The sequence below is a fragment of the Paenibacillus oryzisoli genome (assembly GCF_050467285.1).
Lineage (GTDB): Bacteria > Bacillota > Bacilli > Paenibacillales > NBRC-103111 > Paenibacillus_E > Paenibacillus_E oryzisoli_A.
The window spans coordinates 18,130-36,837 of sequence record NZ_JBCMUN010000007.1 but is presented as its reverse complement, the minus strand read 5'-3'; the positions used below and the strand labels follow the sequence as shown (position 1 = coordinate 36,837).

Genomic DNA, 18,708 nt, shown 5'->3' with positions numbered 1-18,708 from the left:
GTACCTCTTTCTATCCTATCAGCGTGCCCCAAAAGCGCATTGTAAAAAAGCGACAAAAAAATCCCTCTTGAGCGGCAGGAGGGGGATTTACGTTTATTGATATATAGTCGGCTCTCCGGCTGCCTGCCCATTGAAACGGTCCGCCAAGTCGGGCTGGAGCATCGTACGAAAAAACACTTCCGGACTGCAGCCGGCGAACGCTTCGAAATCGTGAATCAAATGCGCGTGATCACTAAACTGGCACGCTGCGATTATATCCAGATAATCGAGCCCACATTTTCTTAAAGCGATCACGTGCTGAAAACGGACGAGATTGGCGAACTTTTTCGGCGTCAACCCAACGTGACGATTGAACTTCCGCTCCAACGTTCGCTTGCTGACGAACCAGTCCTTCGCCATCTGCTCGACGGAGATGTTCCCCTGCAGCAGTTGAATCTGCTGAGCGGCTTCGACCAGCCACGCGTCCTGCTGCCGCTCCTGCAAGCAGCAAGCGAGAAATTCCTGCACAACGCTGACCCGCTCGGTAGCATCGAGCGCTTCCCGTAGACGATCCTCCATATCGGCGACGAGCTGTTTGGGGAAAATACAGTCCAAATCGACATTCGCATCCTGAAATTCCTGGATGGAGTAGGGGGTAAATGCCGCCAATCCACCGGGTTTGAACGTGAGGATAATCGTGCCGATGCTGCCCGTGCTCAGGTAAGAACGAGGAGAGGTCTGCAAGCCAGTGATGCCGCTGCTTCCCATCGACTGTTCGGTGTCGCCTTCGACCCGTTTCATCGGATGACCGTATTGAATGCCGATTACACAGAAGGCGGACGGCAATACTTTGACCGGATTCTGATTAGCATAATTGACCGCTTGAAAGTCTTCCTGTACCAGGATACGGTCGATATAAGGGGCAAAACGGGGCTCAGGGCTGAACATCAGAAGCAGCATCTGCGGATCTCCTTTCGGCGGGGGGCGTTGTCAATAATTTATCCAATCCCGAGCAAATAAGCAATCCACGATTGCTTAAAATGATTTTTGCCTCATTCGTTTCCAAACCGCTTTTATTTATCCGAACTGCTGAATCGGCAGAATGGGCACAAAAAAGCAACTTATTTTCTATATTTGCCGAACCCTTCATGCCAGAATGGGAATCAAGCAGGGTCTTACGAATTGTAACCGCTTACCACGGGTGATTCGTTTGAAGTGTAAGATGCCCAGCTAATGATCAGAAAGGAGGAAATGATCAGTTTATAACAATCTTCAAGAACACAATTTGAGGAGGGATTATATTGATACAATCAAAGTTAAGCAAACTGGCACATGTGTATATCACGGTTTTTACCCTGTTGTTCTCCTTCTTGATTCCAATCAAGGGCAATATGGTGCATGCAGCGGGAACGGTTTACTATGTCAATTCGCAATCAGGCAATGACAGCAATTCAGGTACAAGTTCAAGCAGTGCATGGCAAACGCTTTCCAAAGTAAACAGCATCACGTTTAGTGCGGGAGATACGATTCTTTTTGCAAAAGGATCTTCGTGGACAGGACAGCTTACTCCGAAGGGATCGGGTACATCGGCCGCTCAAATTACCATTGACGCCTATGGTTCCGGCAATCTTCCCATTATTAATGGTGCAGGCACGATGCCTACCAAACAGGGGACCGTCTACTTATTGAATCAAAGTTATTGGACGATAAGAAATCTTGAAGTGACCAATAATGCGGCTAACAATGGAAATTACAGAAGCGGTATCATGGTTGATAATAATGGCGGAGGAAGTCTCTCCACTATCATTATTGAAAACAATACCATTCATCATGTCGTTAGCAATGTGGAGCCAGTCGGCATTGATCCCCATAAATTTGGGGGCATTTCCATGTATGCGCAAGGGACCAATGATTCTTTCCCTAATGCCATAATTAGGAATAACAACGTCTCCTATTCGGACCGCGTAGGGATCGTGTTTTGGGATTCCAGCTTTCAACCTAGAAGCAGTGCTAGTGCGTCCGTTTCCATTAGTAACAACAATGTTTCCTACGCTGGGGGAGATAGTATCATTTTGTATGGAACAAGGGATTCCATCTTGGATCACAACGTTGGCAGCTATGCAACCAACAATCCCCTGTTACAAGCGAGCAATAAATATAGCGCCGGGATATTTCCTACAAGGTCTTATGATACCACTGTTCAGTTTAATGAATCTTATAATACACAATTCAGTGGTGACGGTCAGGGATTTGATGCGGATATTTTGCAAGAAGGAGCTGTATTTCAATACAATTACAGCCATAACAATGCAGGCGGCGGCATGCTGATGATGCATAGCAGTTTAGGCGGGGATCAACCAGCGGATGTTAGCGATATTACAGTCAGATATAACATTTTCCAAAATGAGAATGGTTGGGGCGTATTGACATTTTCCCAGCTGGCAACACCCGAACGATTAAAGGTCTATAATAATACGATCTATCAATCCAGCAGTTCAACGGCGGCAATCATTAGTAATTGCACCAACGGCGGATACTTTGTAACGGGAACAACGGATATGGCGTTCAAAAATAATATCGTCTACAAGCTGAATACGGTCGACTATTTCCCGCCAGATGCATCGGGTGTATATGATTATAATGTCTTTTATGGGGATCATCCTTCTAGAGAGCCAAGCGATTCGCATAAAATAACGACGGATCCTAAGCTGGTGAACCCGGGACTCGGTCAGAACGGACTAAATACGAATGATGGCTATAAATTGTGGGCCAATTCCCCTGCATTACATTCGGGCGTTCTTATCACAGAGACTTACGCGCCTCACAATGGGAACGGAGGTCAAGATTACTGGGGGAACGCTGTTTCATCTACGTTAGCTCCTAACAGAGGCGCCTACAATGGAAGTGGCATCGGATTAGGAAAGTCATGGGAGTTTACATCGAATACCGAGAGCTTTACAGCTGCCAATGTTAGTGGTTTTGGATGGCAGTCGGGTGGATTTATCGGGGGTACGAATGGAAGCAGTGATCCGTATATCGTTTCTGCGGATAATCTTGGCGTTAATTTAACGAATAATAAAATAATGAAAATTAAAATGAAAAACAGTACGACAGGTACTTCTGGCAAGATTTATTTTACAACGAATTCAAGCACGAGCTTTGATGAGGCCAAAAGCAAAACGTTCACCGTCACAGCCAATGACGGAAATTACACGGAATATGCGATTGACATGTCAAGTGTAGCGGGGTGGACGGGAACACTCAAGCAATTGAGATTAGACCCGAACTCGGCAGCCAGCGGCTCCTTCAGCTTGGACTATATCCGAATCTCTAACGGATCCCTTGTTCAAACCTGGGAATTCAATCATACGATTGAGGGTTTTGTCAGTACCAATGTAACTAGTTTTGGATGGCAAAGTTCGGGAACTATAGGAGGCACGAATGCGAACAGTGATCCCTATATCACTTCAGCTGATGCCATTGGGACAGCGATTACCAGCAATAAAATTATTAGAATCATGATGAAGAACAGTACGTCAGGCACAGGGGCAAAGCTCTACTTTACCACAACTTCAAGCACCGGTTACGATGAAGCGAAGAGCAAGTCTTTTACTATTAAAGCGAATGATGCCAATTACACCGAATACATCTTGGATATGTCGAATGTACCAGGATGGACGGGAATACTCAAACAAATCAGACTTGATCCAAATTCTGCGTCTAGTGGTTCCTTTAGCATTGATTATATAAGGATTTCAAATTCATGATTCGGCAAGCCCTTCATTTGTTTGGCCTACCCCTTCTTCTACTCATTTGTATTATGGCTGGTATCGGCACTTATGATAAATTGAAAAATCCTCAGGATGTGGTAGTCCTTATCAACGGAGAGCCTGTAACCGTAGCGGAGTTCAACCTGCTTCTCAAAGATAACTTAGCCTACACCTATGCTTATTTTAAAGATAAATACGGTATTGATGACAATCAAGATTTCTGGGAGAGCACCTATAGTGGCGAAAATCCGTTATCCGTAGTGAAAGAAAAGACGCTGGAAAGTCTAAAAAAAATTAAGGTACAACAACGATTAGCAAAAGAAAAGGGCGTCATCGATGAGATCAGTTACTCCTCTTTTTTAACGAAATGGAAAGAAGAGAATAGCAGACGTCAGGCTGCAGTTAAAAGTAACAAAGTCATTTATGGACCTGTGCAATACGCGGAGAAAGACTACTATCACTATGTATTATCCAATATGATCACAGAACTGAAAGCAACACTGCAAAGTCAAAAGGAAATTTTGACATCGGATGATGTGCTAAAGCGCTACTATGAAGAGAATAAGCTGAACTTTAGAGCTAGCGCTACAAAGAAAATAGAAGAAATAGCCATCGCTTATGATACGGATCGTAAGCAACATGATGCTCAGATCGTAATGGAAATGATTCGTAATCCAATGAATGAAGGGCAAAGTTTGAAATCCATTATGGATTATTTTAATGAAAAGAATCCCAGCATGAAGATATCATACGCGGAACAAGTATGGGATAAGACTGCTGAGCGTCTTGGCTATAGGACATCTCCGATGATGCAATCCATTGTGCAAAGACTCGAAGCAGGACAAATGAGTGAGGTGTTTGATGAAAATGGCGCAATGCACATTGTCAGATGCACGGAGAGTATAGGTGGCGGATATTTAACATTCGACGAAGTAAAGAATGGACTATTAGAGACATACGTCAATCTCAAATATGATGAGATGATTGACCATCTTACTCGACACGCAGAAGTTAAGATTAGTGATAACCTGTATAACAAAATAAAAGTATAAGCATCATTTCTATATTAGATCGCCAACCACCTAGCCATGAATGCTGGGGAGTGGTGATCTTTTTTTATTTCGATGGGTTTAAAACGACTGCTTTTTATTATCCGAACTGCTGAATCGGCGATATGGGCACAAAAAAGCGATTTCGTTTCTATATTTGCCGCGATACTCGTGTAACAATGGGGTCACAGCAGGGAATTGTAAAACGCAATCGCTTACATCATGAAACGAATGCAGCTTTATGAATTGCCTTGTTAGAAATCGGAGAGGGGATATATGAGATGAAACCTGCTACTGATCACGCCATGCCCCAGTCGTTGATCCGGGAGCCCTCGGCTGCAGAGAAGCGGAGCAAAACTTGGCGAACGATGAAGCGCTTTTTACCGCTTTATTTATTGTTCCTACCCGTGCTCATCTATTACGCTGTCTTCCATTACGCACCAATGACCGGCGTGGTGATCGCGTTCAAGCAATACAGCTTTATGGACGGCATCTTCGGAAGCCGCTGGGCAGGGCTCACGCATTTCAGACGGTTTATTGAGAGCGGCGACTTCTGGGTGATTTTCAGAAATACATTGGTGTTGGCTTTTTACCGCATTTTATTCGGTTTTCCGGCACCTATTCTGTTTGCGCTGCTCATACACGAAATGCGATTCACAAAATGGAAGCGTTTTTTTCAAACGGTCTCCTATTTGCCGCATTTTGTATCCTGGGTTGTCGTGTATGCGCTCATGTACAACTTATTCTCGGAAAGCGGATTGATCAATCTGCTGCTCAAATCTTCCATCGGCCATACACTTGAGTTTCTGTCATCCACGGAATTTTACCGAATGATGTTTGTCGGCAGTGCCATTTGGAAGGAAATTGGTTGGGGGGCCATTATCTTTTTGGCTGCCTTAACGAGAGTTGATCCCGATATGATTGAAGCTTCGGCGATTGACGGTGCGAACCGATGGCAGCGATTGTGGCATATCACCGTGCCCAGCATCAGAAGCGTCATTAGCATTATGTTTGTACTAAGCCTGGGAGGCATTCTCAGTGTCAGCTTCGAGCAAACGTTGGTCATGATCAATCCACAAGTAGCTCCAGTGGCCGAGGTCATCGACTACTATGTGTATCGCATCGGACTACTGAATACGAATAATTACAGTTACGCAACTGCCGTAGGCTTGTTCCGTTCCCTGATCGCACTTGTCCTCGTATTAATTGCTAACTTTGTATCCAAGAAACTTGATGAGGAGGGGGCGATATGGTGAGCGGAAAATCCAAGTCCATGTCCAAGCCTGGCATCGTGGATTATATCATTTGGTTCCTCCTGACACTGCTATGCTTAAGCACCTTGTACCCGTTTGTGAATGTGCTTATCGTATCGTTCGCCGATATGAAGGATTACGTGCAGCAAGGAGGCGTTTTACTCTACCCGCGCTCGATACACTGGGACAGTTATCGTTATGTACTCCGTCATTCAGGGCTGCTGGACGCCTATGGCGTCACCATCTTTATTACGATTGTCGGCACGCTGATCAATTTGATCATGACTTCTTTGGGGGCCTATGTGCTCTCTAACCGGGAGCTGCCGGGGCGTAATGTGATGATGACCATTATCGTCATTGCGATGCTGTTCAATGGCGGATTGATTCCCACGTATCTGGTCGTCCGATCGCTGCATTTGGTCGATACAGTGTGGGCGCTCATGGTGCCATTCGCCATTAATGCGTGGCTATTGATCTTGATGCGCAACTTCTTTCAGGGCATTCCCGTTAGCCTGAGCGAATCGGCCAGATTGGACGGCTGCTCGGAGCTGGGCATACTCGTCCGCATTATGCTGCCGCTGTCCCTTCCAATCGTCGCCACGCTGGCTCTGTTCTATGGTGTTGGACATTGGAATGAATATATCAACGTGATTATTTATATCAACGATCCGAAGCTTTCGACGCTGCAACTGATCCTGCGCAAAATGTACACGGTTTCGGTAGAGCAGCTTGACGGCGACAGCCTGCCGCCACCGGTAGAGACCATTCGTGCCGCCACGGTGATTCTGTCAGCTTTGCCAATCATCATCGTCTATCCTTTCCTGCAGAAGTACTTTGTGCAGGGAGTTATGGTCGGGTCTGTGAAGGGCTAAGCAGTGACTTATCATAAAAAATTGTCCAAAGGGGAGACACAAAACAATGAAAAAACAATCCACAAAACGCGTTATCGCATCCTTATGTACGGTTTCGGTAGCTACGGCATTGACCGCAGCATGCAGCAGCTCGGAACCAGGCAATCCGGCAGCAACTGGGGGAGGCAGTCAGCCATCCGCATCTGCATCCGCTGCCCCAGCAACAATCTCGCTCATACAGCCCGATGGCGGCCGTGTCTGGAAAGACGATAATGCAGCCACCAAAGAAATTGAAAAGAAAGCCAATGTCAAATTGAACGTAACGATGCTGCCCAACAACGATTTTAACAGTAAGTTCAACGTACTCGCTGCTTCTGGCGACATTCCGGACATGACCAGACTGGGCTCTTTTGACTACCAGAAGTATGTAGATCAAGGCTTGTTCCTGGATATTACCAAGCTAATTGATCAATATGCGCCAAACTTGAAGAAGAACCTGAAGCCGGAACTGTGGGAGTTGACGAAGCACAAAGGCAAACAGTTCGTCATTCCGTATGAGAATGGCGCGGGGAAGGAAGTACCTGCGGTTCGGAAAGATTGGCTGGATGCCTTGAATATGAAAATGCCTACCAATCTGGACGAGTTTGAGCAGATGCTGAAAGCGTTTACGTTCAATGACCCCGACAAAAACGGCAAGAACGATACGTACGGCATGGGTATGGCAAACAGCTTTGCGGAAACGTTCATGCCGATCTTCGGAGCGTACGGCATTGCGCCCGGTATGTTTGCCAGCAGTGTGCCAATGAACAGTTATCTGAAAGACAACAAGATTATGCCCGTTGCGGTATCGCCGGAATACAAGGAAGCAGTGGCCTATATCAAGAAGCTGTGGGATGCCAAGGTCATCGATCCGGAACTATTCACGATTAAGGCGGATCAAGCGCAGCAGAAAATCGCGCAAGGGAAAATCGGCTATTTCACCGCGTGGTGGTCCATCGCACCGCAAACGCTTACTCAACAGTTGAAGATGAAGGAGATTGTGCCGAATGTGAAATGGGAGCCAATCGCTCCGGGAATCAAGGGGCCGGCAGGGCAAAGCGGCATGCTGTCTTTCGGTAATGTAGGCGCGACAATCGCGATTTCCGCAAAAACGAAAAATCCTGAAGCTGTTCTGCGCTTCCTGGATTACATGTCCACGGATGAAGGTTGGGAGCTCAACCATTACGGTATTAAGGGCACGCATTATACGAGCATCACAGAGGCGCGCACACCTGAGGGTCAAAAAGCGTTCGACGAGAAATGGCTCGATCCGCTAAGCCAGATCGTGTCCAGAGTAGACATCCAAAACAAAATCAATGCGGCTACGAAAGATCCGATTCAAATTGAAAACAACAAATATATTGATGCAGCAGCCAGCTATAACTTGATTTCAGACATCTTCTACGGCATCCCGGCAACGGATGAGCAAAATACGTTAGGACCGGATGTCGCGAAATATGAGGTTGAGATGTTTCTGAAGTTCGTTACAGGCGCCGAGCCGCTATCTAATTGGGATTCTTATGTAGAGGGATGGAAGAAGAAGGGCGGCAAATCCTTGCTGGATTCCAAAATCAAAAAGTACAATGAACTGAAGGCAAGCAATGTAAGCGCAGGCCTATAAGGATGGAACGCTGCCAAATAACGTCGCCCATTCTCTTGAGGGGAGATCACAAGAGAGCATTTCGGGACCCGTGTGCGCTTTATCAGGACGGTATTTGGTGGCTGTACTACACCCTTGTGGAGACAGAAGAAGATGGTCGCGTCTATTTGTATACGGCGATGAGCCGAAGCGCAAATCTTCGCGAGTGGAGCGAGCCGCTTCTTCTGACTCCGAGGGATCAGCACCTGAATTTCTCCAGTCCCGGCAATGTGATTCGTGTCGACAACCGCTGGCGAATGTGTCTACAATCCTATCCACGGCCAAATGGCGAGAAATATGGCAACAATGATTGCCGCATTTGGATGATGGAAAGTGAAGACTTGGTAAATTGGACAGCTCCGGAGCTGCTGCGTGTCAAAGATGACCATGTGGCCGACAAGGATATGGGCCGGATGATCGATCCTTACTTCATCGAGCATGCAGCTAGGCCAGGGGAGTGGTTTTGTTTCTATAAGCAAAATGGCGTCAGCCTCTCGAAAACGGATAATTTCCGGCAGTGGACCTACTGCGGCAGCAACGAACGTGCAGGAGAGAACGTCTGCATCATTCGGGATCAAGGGGAATATGTAATGTTTCATTCTCCCGAGAACGGGATTGGCGTCATGACGTCGAATGATTTGGTTCATTGGCATGAGGAAGACCTCCTCATTACGTTGGGCCAGCAAGAGTGGGAATGGGCGAAAGGCCGATTGACAGCTGGATTTGTCTTGGACCTCAGGGATATGAAAGGCGTGGAAGCATTTGTGATGTTTTTTCACGGCAGCGGCCCCGAGGATGAGCGTGTGCTGTTTGATACGCATGCTTCGATTGGTATAGCTTGGAGCCGGGACTTGAAGGAGTGGGATTGGCCGGGCAAGGCGTGCAAGTGACACTATCGACTTGGAGGAAAGTAACCTGTGAAAAAACAATTATCATTTTTACTAGCTTTCATTTTGGTATTCACGCTGATTTTACAAGCAAATCCATCTCTCGTTGCGGGTGAAACGGCAACAGGCTCAGATTCTACTGTGATTAGAATCGAAGGGGAGAATTACACCTCTAAAGTTGGCAACGAGATCGGTGGTACCAAGGACGGTTATAAGGTCAGCTCGCTGAGCAATGGTGACTTTTTTTATCTCAAGAGCTTAAGCGGTGTCCCTGTTTCCAACTACAGTGTCGACTATCAAGTGAACGTTAGCGTTCCCGGCATTTATGGATTGGAGATTATGGGAAGCCCAATCGGTTTGGCATCGATCCCGCCCTATGAAATGAAAATTAATGATGGCGATTATTTTGCTGTAAATTCCACCGTCGCCACAAAGATCGGGCAAATTGATACGCCGGCGAATATTTTCCATAAGTTTAAGTTGAATCCGGTGACGCTCAAAGCTGGCAGCAACACCATCTCCTTTCGTATTCCAAACGGGAGAGCGTCAGACGGGCGCATCTATTTTTTCCTTGATTATATGGAATTTACGAAGCTCCCTTGGGGATTGAACAAAATCACAACAAATGCACCCAACAATATCTTTGAAGAACAAGATGTAAAGGAATTGTCCATCCAGTTCACGGATTCCGCCAGCAAGGGACATGTCCTTGATTATAAGGTGGAAGATTATGATGGCAATGTTGTGCTTGAGAATAGCGTGACGATGAATGTCTACACAGCTGTATATGCGGTTACGTTGCCGCAGCTGCAACGCGGCCATTATACGGTAACCGCTGAAGCGGATCAGAACGGCAAGCCGATCAGCGAGTACTTCTCAGTCGTGATGAATACGTCAGATCGCCATGTTGCTGCAAACACCCCCTTTGCCCTGGATGTGGCGGGAGGCTCGCTGATACCTGTCGCACAAGCGGCGGATTACGCTCGTGCGGTCAGGCTGACTGGGGTCGATTATGTGCGAGAGCGGATGCATTGGAATTCCATTAGCAGTGCCAGCGGGACCTATGATTTCAGTAAATATGATCCTTACAACAACGCCTATGCGGCGAATGGCATTCGGGTTTTGGAGCTGAACCACATTGCGCCTACATGGACGAAGAGTGATGATAAAAAACTGCCTCGGAACCTGTTGGATGCTTATCAACTGGCGAAAGCAAGCGCCAGCCATTATGGAAGCCAATCGGATTGGGAGTTTTGGAATGAGCCCGATATCTCCTATACAGCGGATAGTGAGCCTGCCGATCAATATGCCGCATTCGTGAAGGCGACGACGATCGCAGCGAGGGATTCGGGATCAGGCACTCAGGTAGCGCTGGGGGGAATCGCCTATCCGCCAGGGGGGTATACAGAGCTTCTCATGGAGAACGATATCGCTCCTTATATCGACATCTATAACTATCACGGTCACCGTAGCGATAGTGAGACTCAGAAGATATTGGACATGCCCCCTTCCTTCGCAGCCCATACGGAGTTTATTCAGGGCTACGATTTGGATACGAAACCTATTTATGTGACGGAAGCAGGGGTAGCCCAAATGTTCTCCGACAGCACACAGACGCTGTATGGCGAGCAGCTAAAGACGCAGGCGCGGTATTTGACCACCTCCACGATTCAATCCATCGCTTCAGGCGTGGATAAGCATTTTTGGTTCGTGTTCCCGAATTACCAGGAAACCATCGGGAACTATGGCAGCTTCACCTCCCGAGGGACGCCATACGCCGCTGTGAATGCAGAAGCAGCAATGACACATGCGCTAGGTGAAGCCATTTATCTAGGTAAGCCGACTGGATTGCCTGACGGCGTGGCGGGTTATGTGTTCAAGGACGGAACAGACAGTGTGGTCGCTTACTGGAGCGAGCATGAGACACCATTGAACTTGTCGACAGGCACGAACACGGCACTCTTAACGGATATTATGGGGAAAGAGCAGCAGTTAACATCCTCCTCCGGCAGCTATGCCTTGACGTCAGCTCCTGATATCCATTATTTGAGGATCGCTGGCAGCTTCCAAGGCTTGACCACTTCTGTGTACGCAGCTCCTGTACCTAAGGCGGCAGAGCTTTCAAATGCGGATAGGATCGTCGTCACGCAGAAGTATCCCGAAGCTGCAGCGGCTAAGGCCAAAGCCAAAGGGTACTTGCTGGATAAGACAGCAGCAACCAACATTGAGGTGGAAGTTTACAATTTCAACGGGGCACCTATGAGTGGGACCGTCAGCGGCACCGTTTATGGCGGCTGGAGCTTGTCAGCACCATCCCAGAACGTGACAGTCGCTCCATATTCGAAAGAGACACTGACGTTTACCCTAACAGGAAGTCAGGATATTGCGGCAGATGTGAAGTTCCCGGTCGTTTTCCAAGGAATGTTCAGCGGAGAGGCTACCTCCAAGTCGGTGACGTTGATTGCCTCGAATGAGAACAAGGCAGTAACGCCGAGTCTGTTGGTGCCTGACTATGATAATCCTGCCAAGTGGGGGGAAAACATTTCGCCAGGTTCTACCGCTACGGTGACGCAGCCGAGCCCTGGGGTCATTCAGTTCGATTACCATTTCGGTAGCGGGGACAAATGGACCTATCCTAATTATGATTTGCCAAGTGAGCTGTCATTTGCTGGAACGGAAGGGGTTACCTTCAATGTCTATTTCCCAGCTCCTGTAGACGGTGTAGTTGTTAGAAGCTTTATTTATGAAAGCAATGGTTCCGGCTATTTCACAGGAACGGGCATTACTCCAGTCGGTGGATGGCAGCAAGTTAAATTGCCTTGGTCGGATTTCGCTGCTTTCGGAACGCCGGATGACAATTTCCATCTCGATCCTGATCAGATCCAGAGGTTTAGTATCGGCATCAATTCCAGAACGGCAACCGATGTTTCTTTCAAAGTGGAGAATGTGGGCGTCTATACGCAGCCTGATATAGGTCTGTACAGTAAAATTACTAATCTGGTTCCGGCAAATAATCAGGAACTTGTGGCAGGGAATGTTGCCATCTCAGCCGATTTGGTGCAAGGTGAGATTCCGATCGCAGAGGGGACAGCAGAGCTAGAATTAGATGGCGTACCCGTCTCTTATCAGATGAATGAGCAAACCATCACAGCTTCCGCTAATCTGTCGCCTGGCATTCATAATTTGAAATTGAAAGCATTCGATGTGCTGGGACGATTAATTTCTGTTAAATCCGGTGTGAGAGCAGTAGCAGCAACACCTTCGCCAGTGAGTACACCAAGCGCTGGAACACCAGGCAATGTGGATAATGTGAAAAAGCTGACAGCCGAAGACCTGAAGCCTGCGGGTAAAAGTACCATTCTGGCCTCCGTTCCACCTGGCACGCACATGGTAGAATTGGGAGCGGAGCTGATCGGCAAGCTGAACGGCCAAGAGTTACAGCTAGATACGAAGGAAGTGAGTCTGATCCTTCCGCCGGCAATCCTGCAATCGCTGTTTGGAAATGAACAAGCCAACAAAAGTGTTAGAATTGGCATCAAAGAGCAGGGAGACTTTACCCCTGGACAGTTGTCGGGATTATCGGGCACCCAAACCCAATGGGGCGGAAGTCTGACACCGATGGGCAAGCCGGTAGAACTAACGCTTTATGCGGTGAATGCGAGCGGCGAGCAAGTGTTGGTGGATTCATTTGCGGCGCCAGTCACGCTCATCTTCAACACGAATGAACTGGCAGAGCCGAATGAAGCGGGCATCTATTACTGGAATGCGAGCACTGGGGCGCCAGAATATGTGCGAAGCACGTATGACGCAAGCCAACATACGATATCGGCTATCCTGAAGCATTTCAGCGCCTACTCCCTAATGACGTATACGAAATCTTACAACGATATTTCCAAAGATCATTGGGTGTATCCTGCCGTTAGAGCCTTAACCGCGGCACATGTTGTGGAGGGGGACGACAATGGCCGTTTTGTGCCAAACCGCTCGGTCACGAGGGCTGAATTTGTTACGCTGCTCGTACGAGCATTAGGACTAGAGCAGCAGGCAGTAACAGATAGAAATGCGAGCTTCAAGGATGTAGCGGCTTCGGCGTATTATGCCGGTGCAGTTACGGCAGCACAGCAAGCTGGAATTGTAACGGGGAAAGAAGAAGGATTGTTCCTGCCTGAAGCGAGAATTACCCGTGAGGAGATGGCCGTTATGTTGATGCGGGGGCTGACCTATACAGGCGGCCAAGTCGCTAAGCTCAGAGATCCTGTGCAACAGCCCGTTTTTATCGATCAAAGTGAGATATCGAACTGGGCACTGCCAGATATGCAAAAAGCGGCTCGTGCCGGCTTGCTAAACGGTTATGAGGACGGCTCGGTCAGACCGTTAGGTACAGCAACCCGAGCAGAAGCGGTTCAAATGCTTTGGATGCTTAGATAATAGGAAAGGTTGCCAATCTCCTAGCCGTGAAGGTTCAGGGGGAGGGCAATCTTTTTTCTTGTACTTTTTGCTTTTTTTTATCAAAATTGACGATTCGGCAGAACGAGCACAAAAAAGCACATTGTCATCTAGGAATGAAATCGCTTTCGTGAAAAAATAGACGTGATTAATGGATAATATGGCTTATAATATAGACAAGAGAAAAGGGGAGATGTCCATTAATGAAAACCAACTCATCTAAGCGAGCTATCGCCTGGCTATGCATGGTTTCGTTGGTCGCAACAATGGCCTCAGCCTGCGGCCGCACGGAAGTCAGTGATCCACCAACTGGTGGTCAGGCATCTGCGGCTCCGGTGACGCTCTCGCTCATACAGCCGGATGGAGGTCGAGTATGGAAGGACGACAATCCGGTTACGAAATTGATCGAGAAGAGAACTAACGTGAAATTAAACGTGAATATGCTGCCTAATAACGATTTCAACAGCAAATACAATGCGCTTGCTGCATCAGGTGAAATTCCGGATATGAGCAGGCTGGGATCGTTTGACTATCAGAAATTTGTGGATCAAGGTTTGTTTCTGGATGTGACCCCCTATTTGGATCAATATGCGCCTAATCTGAAGAAGAATCTAAAGCCTGAGTTATGGGAGTTGACGAAGTACAATGGCAAGCAGTACGTGATTCCTTATGAGAACGCGGCAGGAAAGGAAGTTCCGGTCATTCGCAAGGACTGGTTGGACGCGCTGAATATGAAGATGCCGACAAATCTGGATGAGTTTGAGCAGGTTATGAAAGCGTTTACCTACAAAGACCCAGACAAAAACGGCAAGGATGATACGTATGGCATAGGCAACGTTAACACGTACGCGGAGAGCTTCATGCCGATTTTCGGAGCATTTGGTATCTCCCCGGGGATGTTTGCGAACAGTGTGCCGATGAATAGTTATTTAAAGGGGAACAAGATTTATCCCGTTGCGATCTCTTCGGAGTACAAGGCTGCCCTTAGTTATATCAAAAACCTGTGGGACGCCAAGGTGATTGATCCAGAGATTTTCACAATCAAGACGGATCAAGCGACGCAGAAGGCGGCGCAAGGGAGAATTGGCTTCTTCACTGCCTGGTGGTCGATCGCGCCGCAAACGCTGGGTCAACAACTTAAAATGAAGGAAATTGTTCCGAATGTGAACTGGGAGCCCATCTTTCCGGGTATTATAGGACCGGAAGGGAAAAGCGGCATGTTGTCTTTTGGCAACTTAGGCGCTGTCGTTGCGATTTCGTCGAAGACGAAAAATGTGGAAGCGATTCTTCGTTTCCTCGATTATTTATCCACGGACGAGGGCTGGGAGCTTAGTCACTATGGGATCAAAGGCGAGCATTATAGCGATATGAACTCGGGGCGGACACCGGTAGGGCAGCAGGCGTTCGACGAGAAATGGCTGGACCCTCTGAGCCAAATTGTCTCGAGACAGGAACTCACAGACAAAATTAGTGCCTCATCGAAAGATCCTGTACAGCTCGAGAATAACCGCTTTATCGAAACGGCAGCCAAGTACAACTTATACCAGGACGTTTTCTATGGCATCCCATTGACGGATGAACAAAAATCATACGGTCCAGATGTGGCGAAATACGAGGAAGAGATGTTTATTAAATTCGTTACAGGTAAGGAGCCGCTGTCTAAATGGGACGAATATGTCGCTGCATGGAAGAGAAAAGGTGGCGAAGATTTGCTCAATTCCAAAATTAAAAGATACAATGCGTTGAAATCGGGCAAAGTGAGTCCCGGTATTTAGGGGGACAGCAACTATGAAAGAAAAAAAAGAAAAGCGCTTTATGAAGAGCAGTTTGTTTGAATATTTCAACTATTTTCTGGCGCTTTCCTTACTGGTAGCAGCGATCTCAGGGGGGGCGCTGTATTATTCATCTTCGACTTTACTCTGGAGGGATGCCATCCAGAACAGCAGTAATACGCTGAATTTAATCAAGAATGGGCAAGAAATCGTACTGGCTGAGGTCGATAAAGCCATGGAAGCGGTATTCTTGGATTCCTCATTTCTCCATTTTATGGATTATTACGATCAGGCTGATATTTACATGCAGCTTCAGCTTAGGCAGCGGCTCGAGAATGTCGTGTTGTCCAGCGACTATATCCACTCGGTATCCATCTACTATGCCAGCTCGCAGATGATCTTGTCCTCGCTTCAGGGGGCATTACCGCTCAGTGGCTTTCAGGATCGGGACTTTATTCGCTCCATGGTCGAACAAACGTCGAACAAATCGACAGTCCGCACAAGATTTCTTCCGGAAATATCCTCAGCGAAGGAAGAGTCTGTCATCTCAATCGTCAAGACGCTGCCCATCATTCAAACGGGTACACCGTCTGCTTATGTGGTGATCAATATCAAAGGCAATTATTTAGCGCAAATTATGCAATCCCTGAGCACGAATCCCGATGTTCAATTGGTTGTTACTGACAAAGAAGGACATATTCTGTCGCAGAAAGCTTCGGAGGAGGAGGAGAGCTCCGATTTTGGCGATTTTGTTAGCGGTCTGGATATTTCCCAATTCAGTGAACCATCAGGCAGCTTGTTTACCAAGGTGCACGGCGTAGACTCGTTGGTTTGCTATGTGACTTCCGTAACGAGTGGTTGGGTGTACACTTATATGATTCCAAAGTCCGTGGTGACGCACAGCCTGCATTTGTGGAGTCGGTTGACGGTCGCCATCTGCTTGATGGCTGTTGTTCTCAGCCTAATTGGCTCGCTGCTGCTGTCGCGAAGAATTGTTAATCCGATGCATCGCTTGCTGAATATGATGCGTGGCATTGACCAGAAATCCTACGATAGTAAATCGGAGCATGCCAAAGAAATCGTACAGATTGAGCGTAATGTTAGCCGTTTGATGGATCAAAACAGGGATTTAACGACACTGCTTATGGATTATGAAATCCAGAGCCGGAACAAATTTTTGCAGCGGTTGGTATGTGGTGATGAACAGATATCGCCTCATACCATGGAGCGTCTAACTTATTATGGCTTGAGCTTGCCCGAAACAGGCTCTTTCGTCGTCTTGCTCATATCCATGGACGAGTACAGCAAGTTTACTCAGAAAATGCATGAGTCCGAGCGGAATACATTCCTCCTGCAGCTGTCTGAAAGACTTCAGGAGGAAGCCTTTGGCAAGATGGGCTATCAAGGCTATCTCGTGGAAGCAGAACCGAACGAAATGGTGCTGGTGCTCCATTTGGCCGAAGAGCCAGTCGATTCGGAGATGCTGCCCGACAGTCTGCGCTCCTGGCTGCGTCAACTTCTGACGCTGCTAACTCAGGAATCGACGATGACTTTCACAATTGGCGTCAGCGCTCTGCACGCAGGTATTGAGGAGCTTAGTGATTGCTACCAGGAAGCGGGCTCTGCACTAAGACAAAAGCTCGTGTACGGAGGCAATACGGTCATTTATTATGAAGCTGTCCGACCGGAAGCTGGCATTGTCATGTACCCGCTTGGTCTGGAGAAGCAAATATTGACGAATTTCAAAACGGGTAACCGCGATGGTCTTGTCTCTGGTTTGCAAGAATTCGAAGCGCATATGATTGCGCATCATGCGAGGCAAATCGAGGTGGTCCGGCATTACTTCCTGCAGTTATTTTCCTCATCGCTGCGCTGTGTTTACGAAATTGACGCCAATCTCGGCTTTCAGCCGATCATCCAGCAGTTGAGACATACCGATCTGCTAGAGATGGAAACGATGCAGAGCATGGTCAACTATATGCAGGCGCTGTATGAACTCGTGCTCGATCAGCTGGAGCAGAAGCGCTCTCTGAAAAATCAGGAGTTGGCAGATAGCATTACGGCTTACATTGACGCGCATCTTGCGGATGACTTGACCATCGAACGATTGAGCGAAATTTTTGCGATTAGCACTTCTCATATGCGTAAAATTTATAAGGATGAAACCGGCATGACGATTAAGGACAGAGTGTCGGAGCGCAGGATCGCGGCGGCGAGGATGCTTCTGGGCGATCAACGTTTGAAAATCCAGGAGATTGCGGATCAAGTAGGTTATTTGACCGTCCAATCGTTTACCAAAGCTTTTAAAATGGAAACCGGAAGGACGCCGGGGGAGTACCGTGCAGAGTTGCTGCGTGTTAATGGGTAAGGAAGAAAGGCGGTGCCAGGATGTTGATCCTGAGCACCGCCTTTTGTTTCACCGCTTAGGCTGATTCTTCTTCGGAAGCTTCTGCTTCCTCGGATTCTGCGGCTTCCTCTTCGGCAGCCGTCTCTTCCTTCGCTTCTTCCGCAACGCTTGCTTCTTCGCTTGCAGCAGCTGTTTCCGTTTCTGTCGCTTGTCCGCCTTGAAGCTGCTTCAGAGCTTCCAAACGGCTGCTCAGGCTTTTCACTCTTTCGTCAACGCCTTTGCTGCTGCCAGCCAGCTGCTGAGCATGGTTCAGCAGGGCTTGTACGCGTTTTATTTCATTAGCTGCCATCGGTCAACGTCCCCCTATAAAGTTGGATGAATGGTATCTAGCACGAATCTGCGATGTTCTATTGAAAGTGTATACTTTTCTATGGATTCCGACAAGGGAGAAATCTTAGCGCCCGGCCTAACCGCGGGGATAAGTTTTTTTGCCGGAGATACAGATGCCTGATCGTTACGACAATGATATCCATATTCTGACAAAGAAAGCGGTTGCAGGCGAATGAATACCGAGGTAAGATACTAGTAACAACGAGCAAACGCTTACATTTATTAAACCGGTTTAATAAATCCGGTGTTTAAGTACTGGAGCAGGAGGGGATCCCAGACATCGTTA

The 18,708-nt window shown here is 47.6% G+C and carries 11 protein-coding genes; 9 read left to right on the top strand and 2 right to left on the bottom strand.

All coding sequences use genetic code 11. The features are described 5' to 3' along the window. Positions 1–93: 93 nt before the first annotated feature. Positions 94–939 carry a helix-turn-helix domain-containing protein gene (locus tag ABE504_RS12790; RefSeq protein ID WP_430088759.1) on the bottom strand — a complete coding sequence of 282 codons (846 nt, stop codon included), beginning with the start codon at positions 937–939 and terminating at the stop codon, positions 94–96. Positions 940–1,280: 341 nt separating this feature from the next. On the opposite strand from ABE504_RS12790, the gene ABE504_RS12785 reads away from it, so the two are divergent. From ABE504_RS12785 to ABE504_RS12745, 9 genes are all read left to right on the top strand, one after another. Then, positions 1,281–3,746, top strand: coding sequence for a hypothetical protein (locus ABE504_RS12785; protein ID WP_430088757.1), 2,466 nt, complete (start codon positions 1,281–1,283; stop codon positions 3,744–3,746). After that, a complete protein-coding gene (locus ABE504_RS12780; protein WP_430088755.1) occupies positions 3,743–4,801 on the top strand; it encodes a peptidyl-prolyl cis-trans isomerase in 1,059 nt (352 codons plus the stop codon). Before ABE504_RS12785 ends, ABE504_RS12780 begins: the two co-directional genes overlap by 4 nt. Before the next feature lie 278 nt (positions 4,802–5,079). After that, positions 5,080–6,054 carry an ABC transporter permease gene (locus tag ABE504_RS12775; RefSeq protein ID WP_430088753.1) on the top strand — a complete coding sequence of 325 codons (975 nt, stop codon included), beginning with the start codon at positions 5,080–5,082 and terminating at the stop codon, positions 6,052–6,054. Continuing rightward, positions 6,048–6,923, top strand: a complete 876-nt coding sequence (locus tag ABE504_RS12770) for a carbohydrate ABC transporter permease (RefSeq protein ID WP_430088751.1) — start codon at positions 6,048–6,050, stop codon at positions 6,921–6,923. Before ABE504_RS12775 ends, ABE504_RS12770 begins: the two co-directional genes overlap by 7 nt. Before the next feature lie 46 nt (positions 6,924–6,969). After that, positions 6,970–8,562 carry an extracellular solute-binding protein gene (locus ABE504_RS12765; protein ID WP_430088749.1) on the top strand — a complete coding sequence of 531 codons (1,593 nt, stop codon included), beginning with the start codon at positions 6,970–6,972 and terminating at the stop codon, positions 8,560–8,562. Between the two features lie 2 nt (positions 8,563–8,564). Beyond that, positions 8,565–9,470, top strand: coding sequence for a hypothetical protein (locus ABE504_RS12760; RefSeq protein ID WP_430088747.1), 906 nt, complete (start codon positions 8,565–8,567; stop codon positions 9,468–9,470). A gap of 27 nt (positions 9,471–9,497) precedes the next feature. Beyond that, positions 9,498–13,895, top strand: a complete 4,398-nt coding sequence (locus ABE504_RS12755) for an S-layer homology domain-containing protein (protein WP_430088746.1) — start codon at positions 9,498–9,500, stop codon at positions 13,893–13,895. Positions 13,896–14,116: 221 nt separating this feature from the next. Further along, the gene (locus ABE504_RS12750) at positions 14,117–15,688 is read left to right on the top strand and encodes an extracellular solute-binding protein (RefSeq protein ID WP_430088744.1); all 1,572 of its coding nucleotides are present in this window, start codon (positions 14,117–14,119) and stop codon (positions 15,686–15,688) included. Between the two features lie 13 nt (positions 15,689–15,701). Continuing rightward, positions 15,702–18,053, top strand: a complete 2,352-nt coding sequence (locus ABE504_RS12745; RefSeq protein ID WP_430088742.1) for a helix-turn-helix domain-containing protein — start codon at positions 15,702–15,704, stop codon at positions 18,051–18,053. 55 nt (positions 18,054–18,108) lie between these two features. Here the strand turns inward: ABE504_RS12745 and ABE504_RS12740 are convergent, their stop codons facing one another. After that, positions 18,109–18,381 (bottom strand): hypothetical protein, encoded by a 273-nt coding sequence (locus tag ABE504_RS12740; RefSeq protein ID WP_430088740.1) that lies wholly within the window; start codon positions 18,379–18,381, stop codon positions 18,109–18,111. Between the last annotated feature and the right edge of the window lie 327 nt (positions 18,382–18,708).

Excerpts from the sequence above, each read along its gene's own strand:
- ABE504_RS12790 (WP_430088759.1), bottom strand. The coding sequence starts at position 939 with ATGCTGCTTCTGATGTTCAGCCCTGAGCCCCGTTTTGCCCCTTATATC.
- ABE504_RS12780 (WP_430088755.1), top strand. The coding sequence starts at position 3,743 with ATGATTCGGCAAGCCCTTCATTTGTTTGGCCTACCCCTTCTTCTACTC.
- ABE504_RS12775 (WP_430088753.1), top strand. The coding sequence starts at position 5,080 with ATGAAACCTGCTACTGATCACGCCATGCCCCAGTCGTTGATCCGGGAG.
- ABE504_RS12770 (WP_430088751.1), top strand. The coding sequence starts at position 6,048 with ATGGTGAGCGGAAAATCCAAGTCCATGTCCAAGCCTGGCATCGTGGAT.
- ABE504_RS12765 (WP_430088749.1), top strand. The coding sequence starts at position 6,970 with ATGAAAAAACAATCCACAAAACGCGTTATCGCATCCTTATGTACGGTT.
- ABE504_RS12760 (WP_430088747.1), top strand. The coding sequence starts at position 8,565 with ATGGAACGCTGCCAAATAACGTCGCCCATTCTCTTGAGGGGAGATCAC.
- ABE504_RS12750 (WP_430088744.1), top strand. The coding sequence starts at position 14,117 with ATGAAAACCAACTCATCTAAGCGAGCTATCGCCTGGCTATGCATGGTT.
- ABE504_RS12745 (WP_430088742.1), top strand. The coding sequence starts at position 15,702 with ATGAAAGAAAAAAAAGAAAAGCGCTTTATGAAGAGCAGTTTGTTTGAA.
- ABE504_RS12740 (WP_430088740.1), bottom strand. The coding sequence starts at position 18,381 with ATGGCAGCTAATGAAATAAAACGCGTACAAGCCCTGCTGAACCATGCT.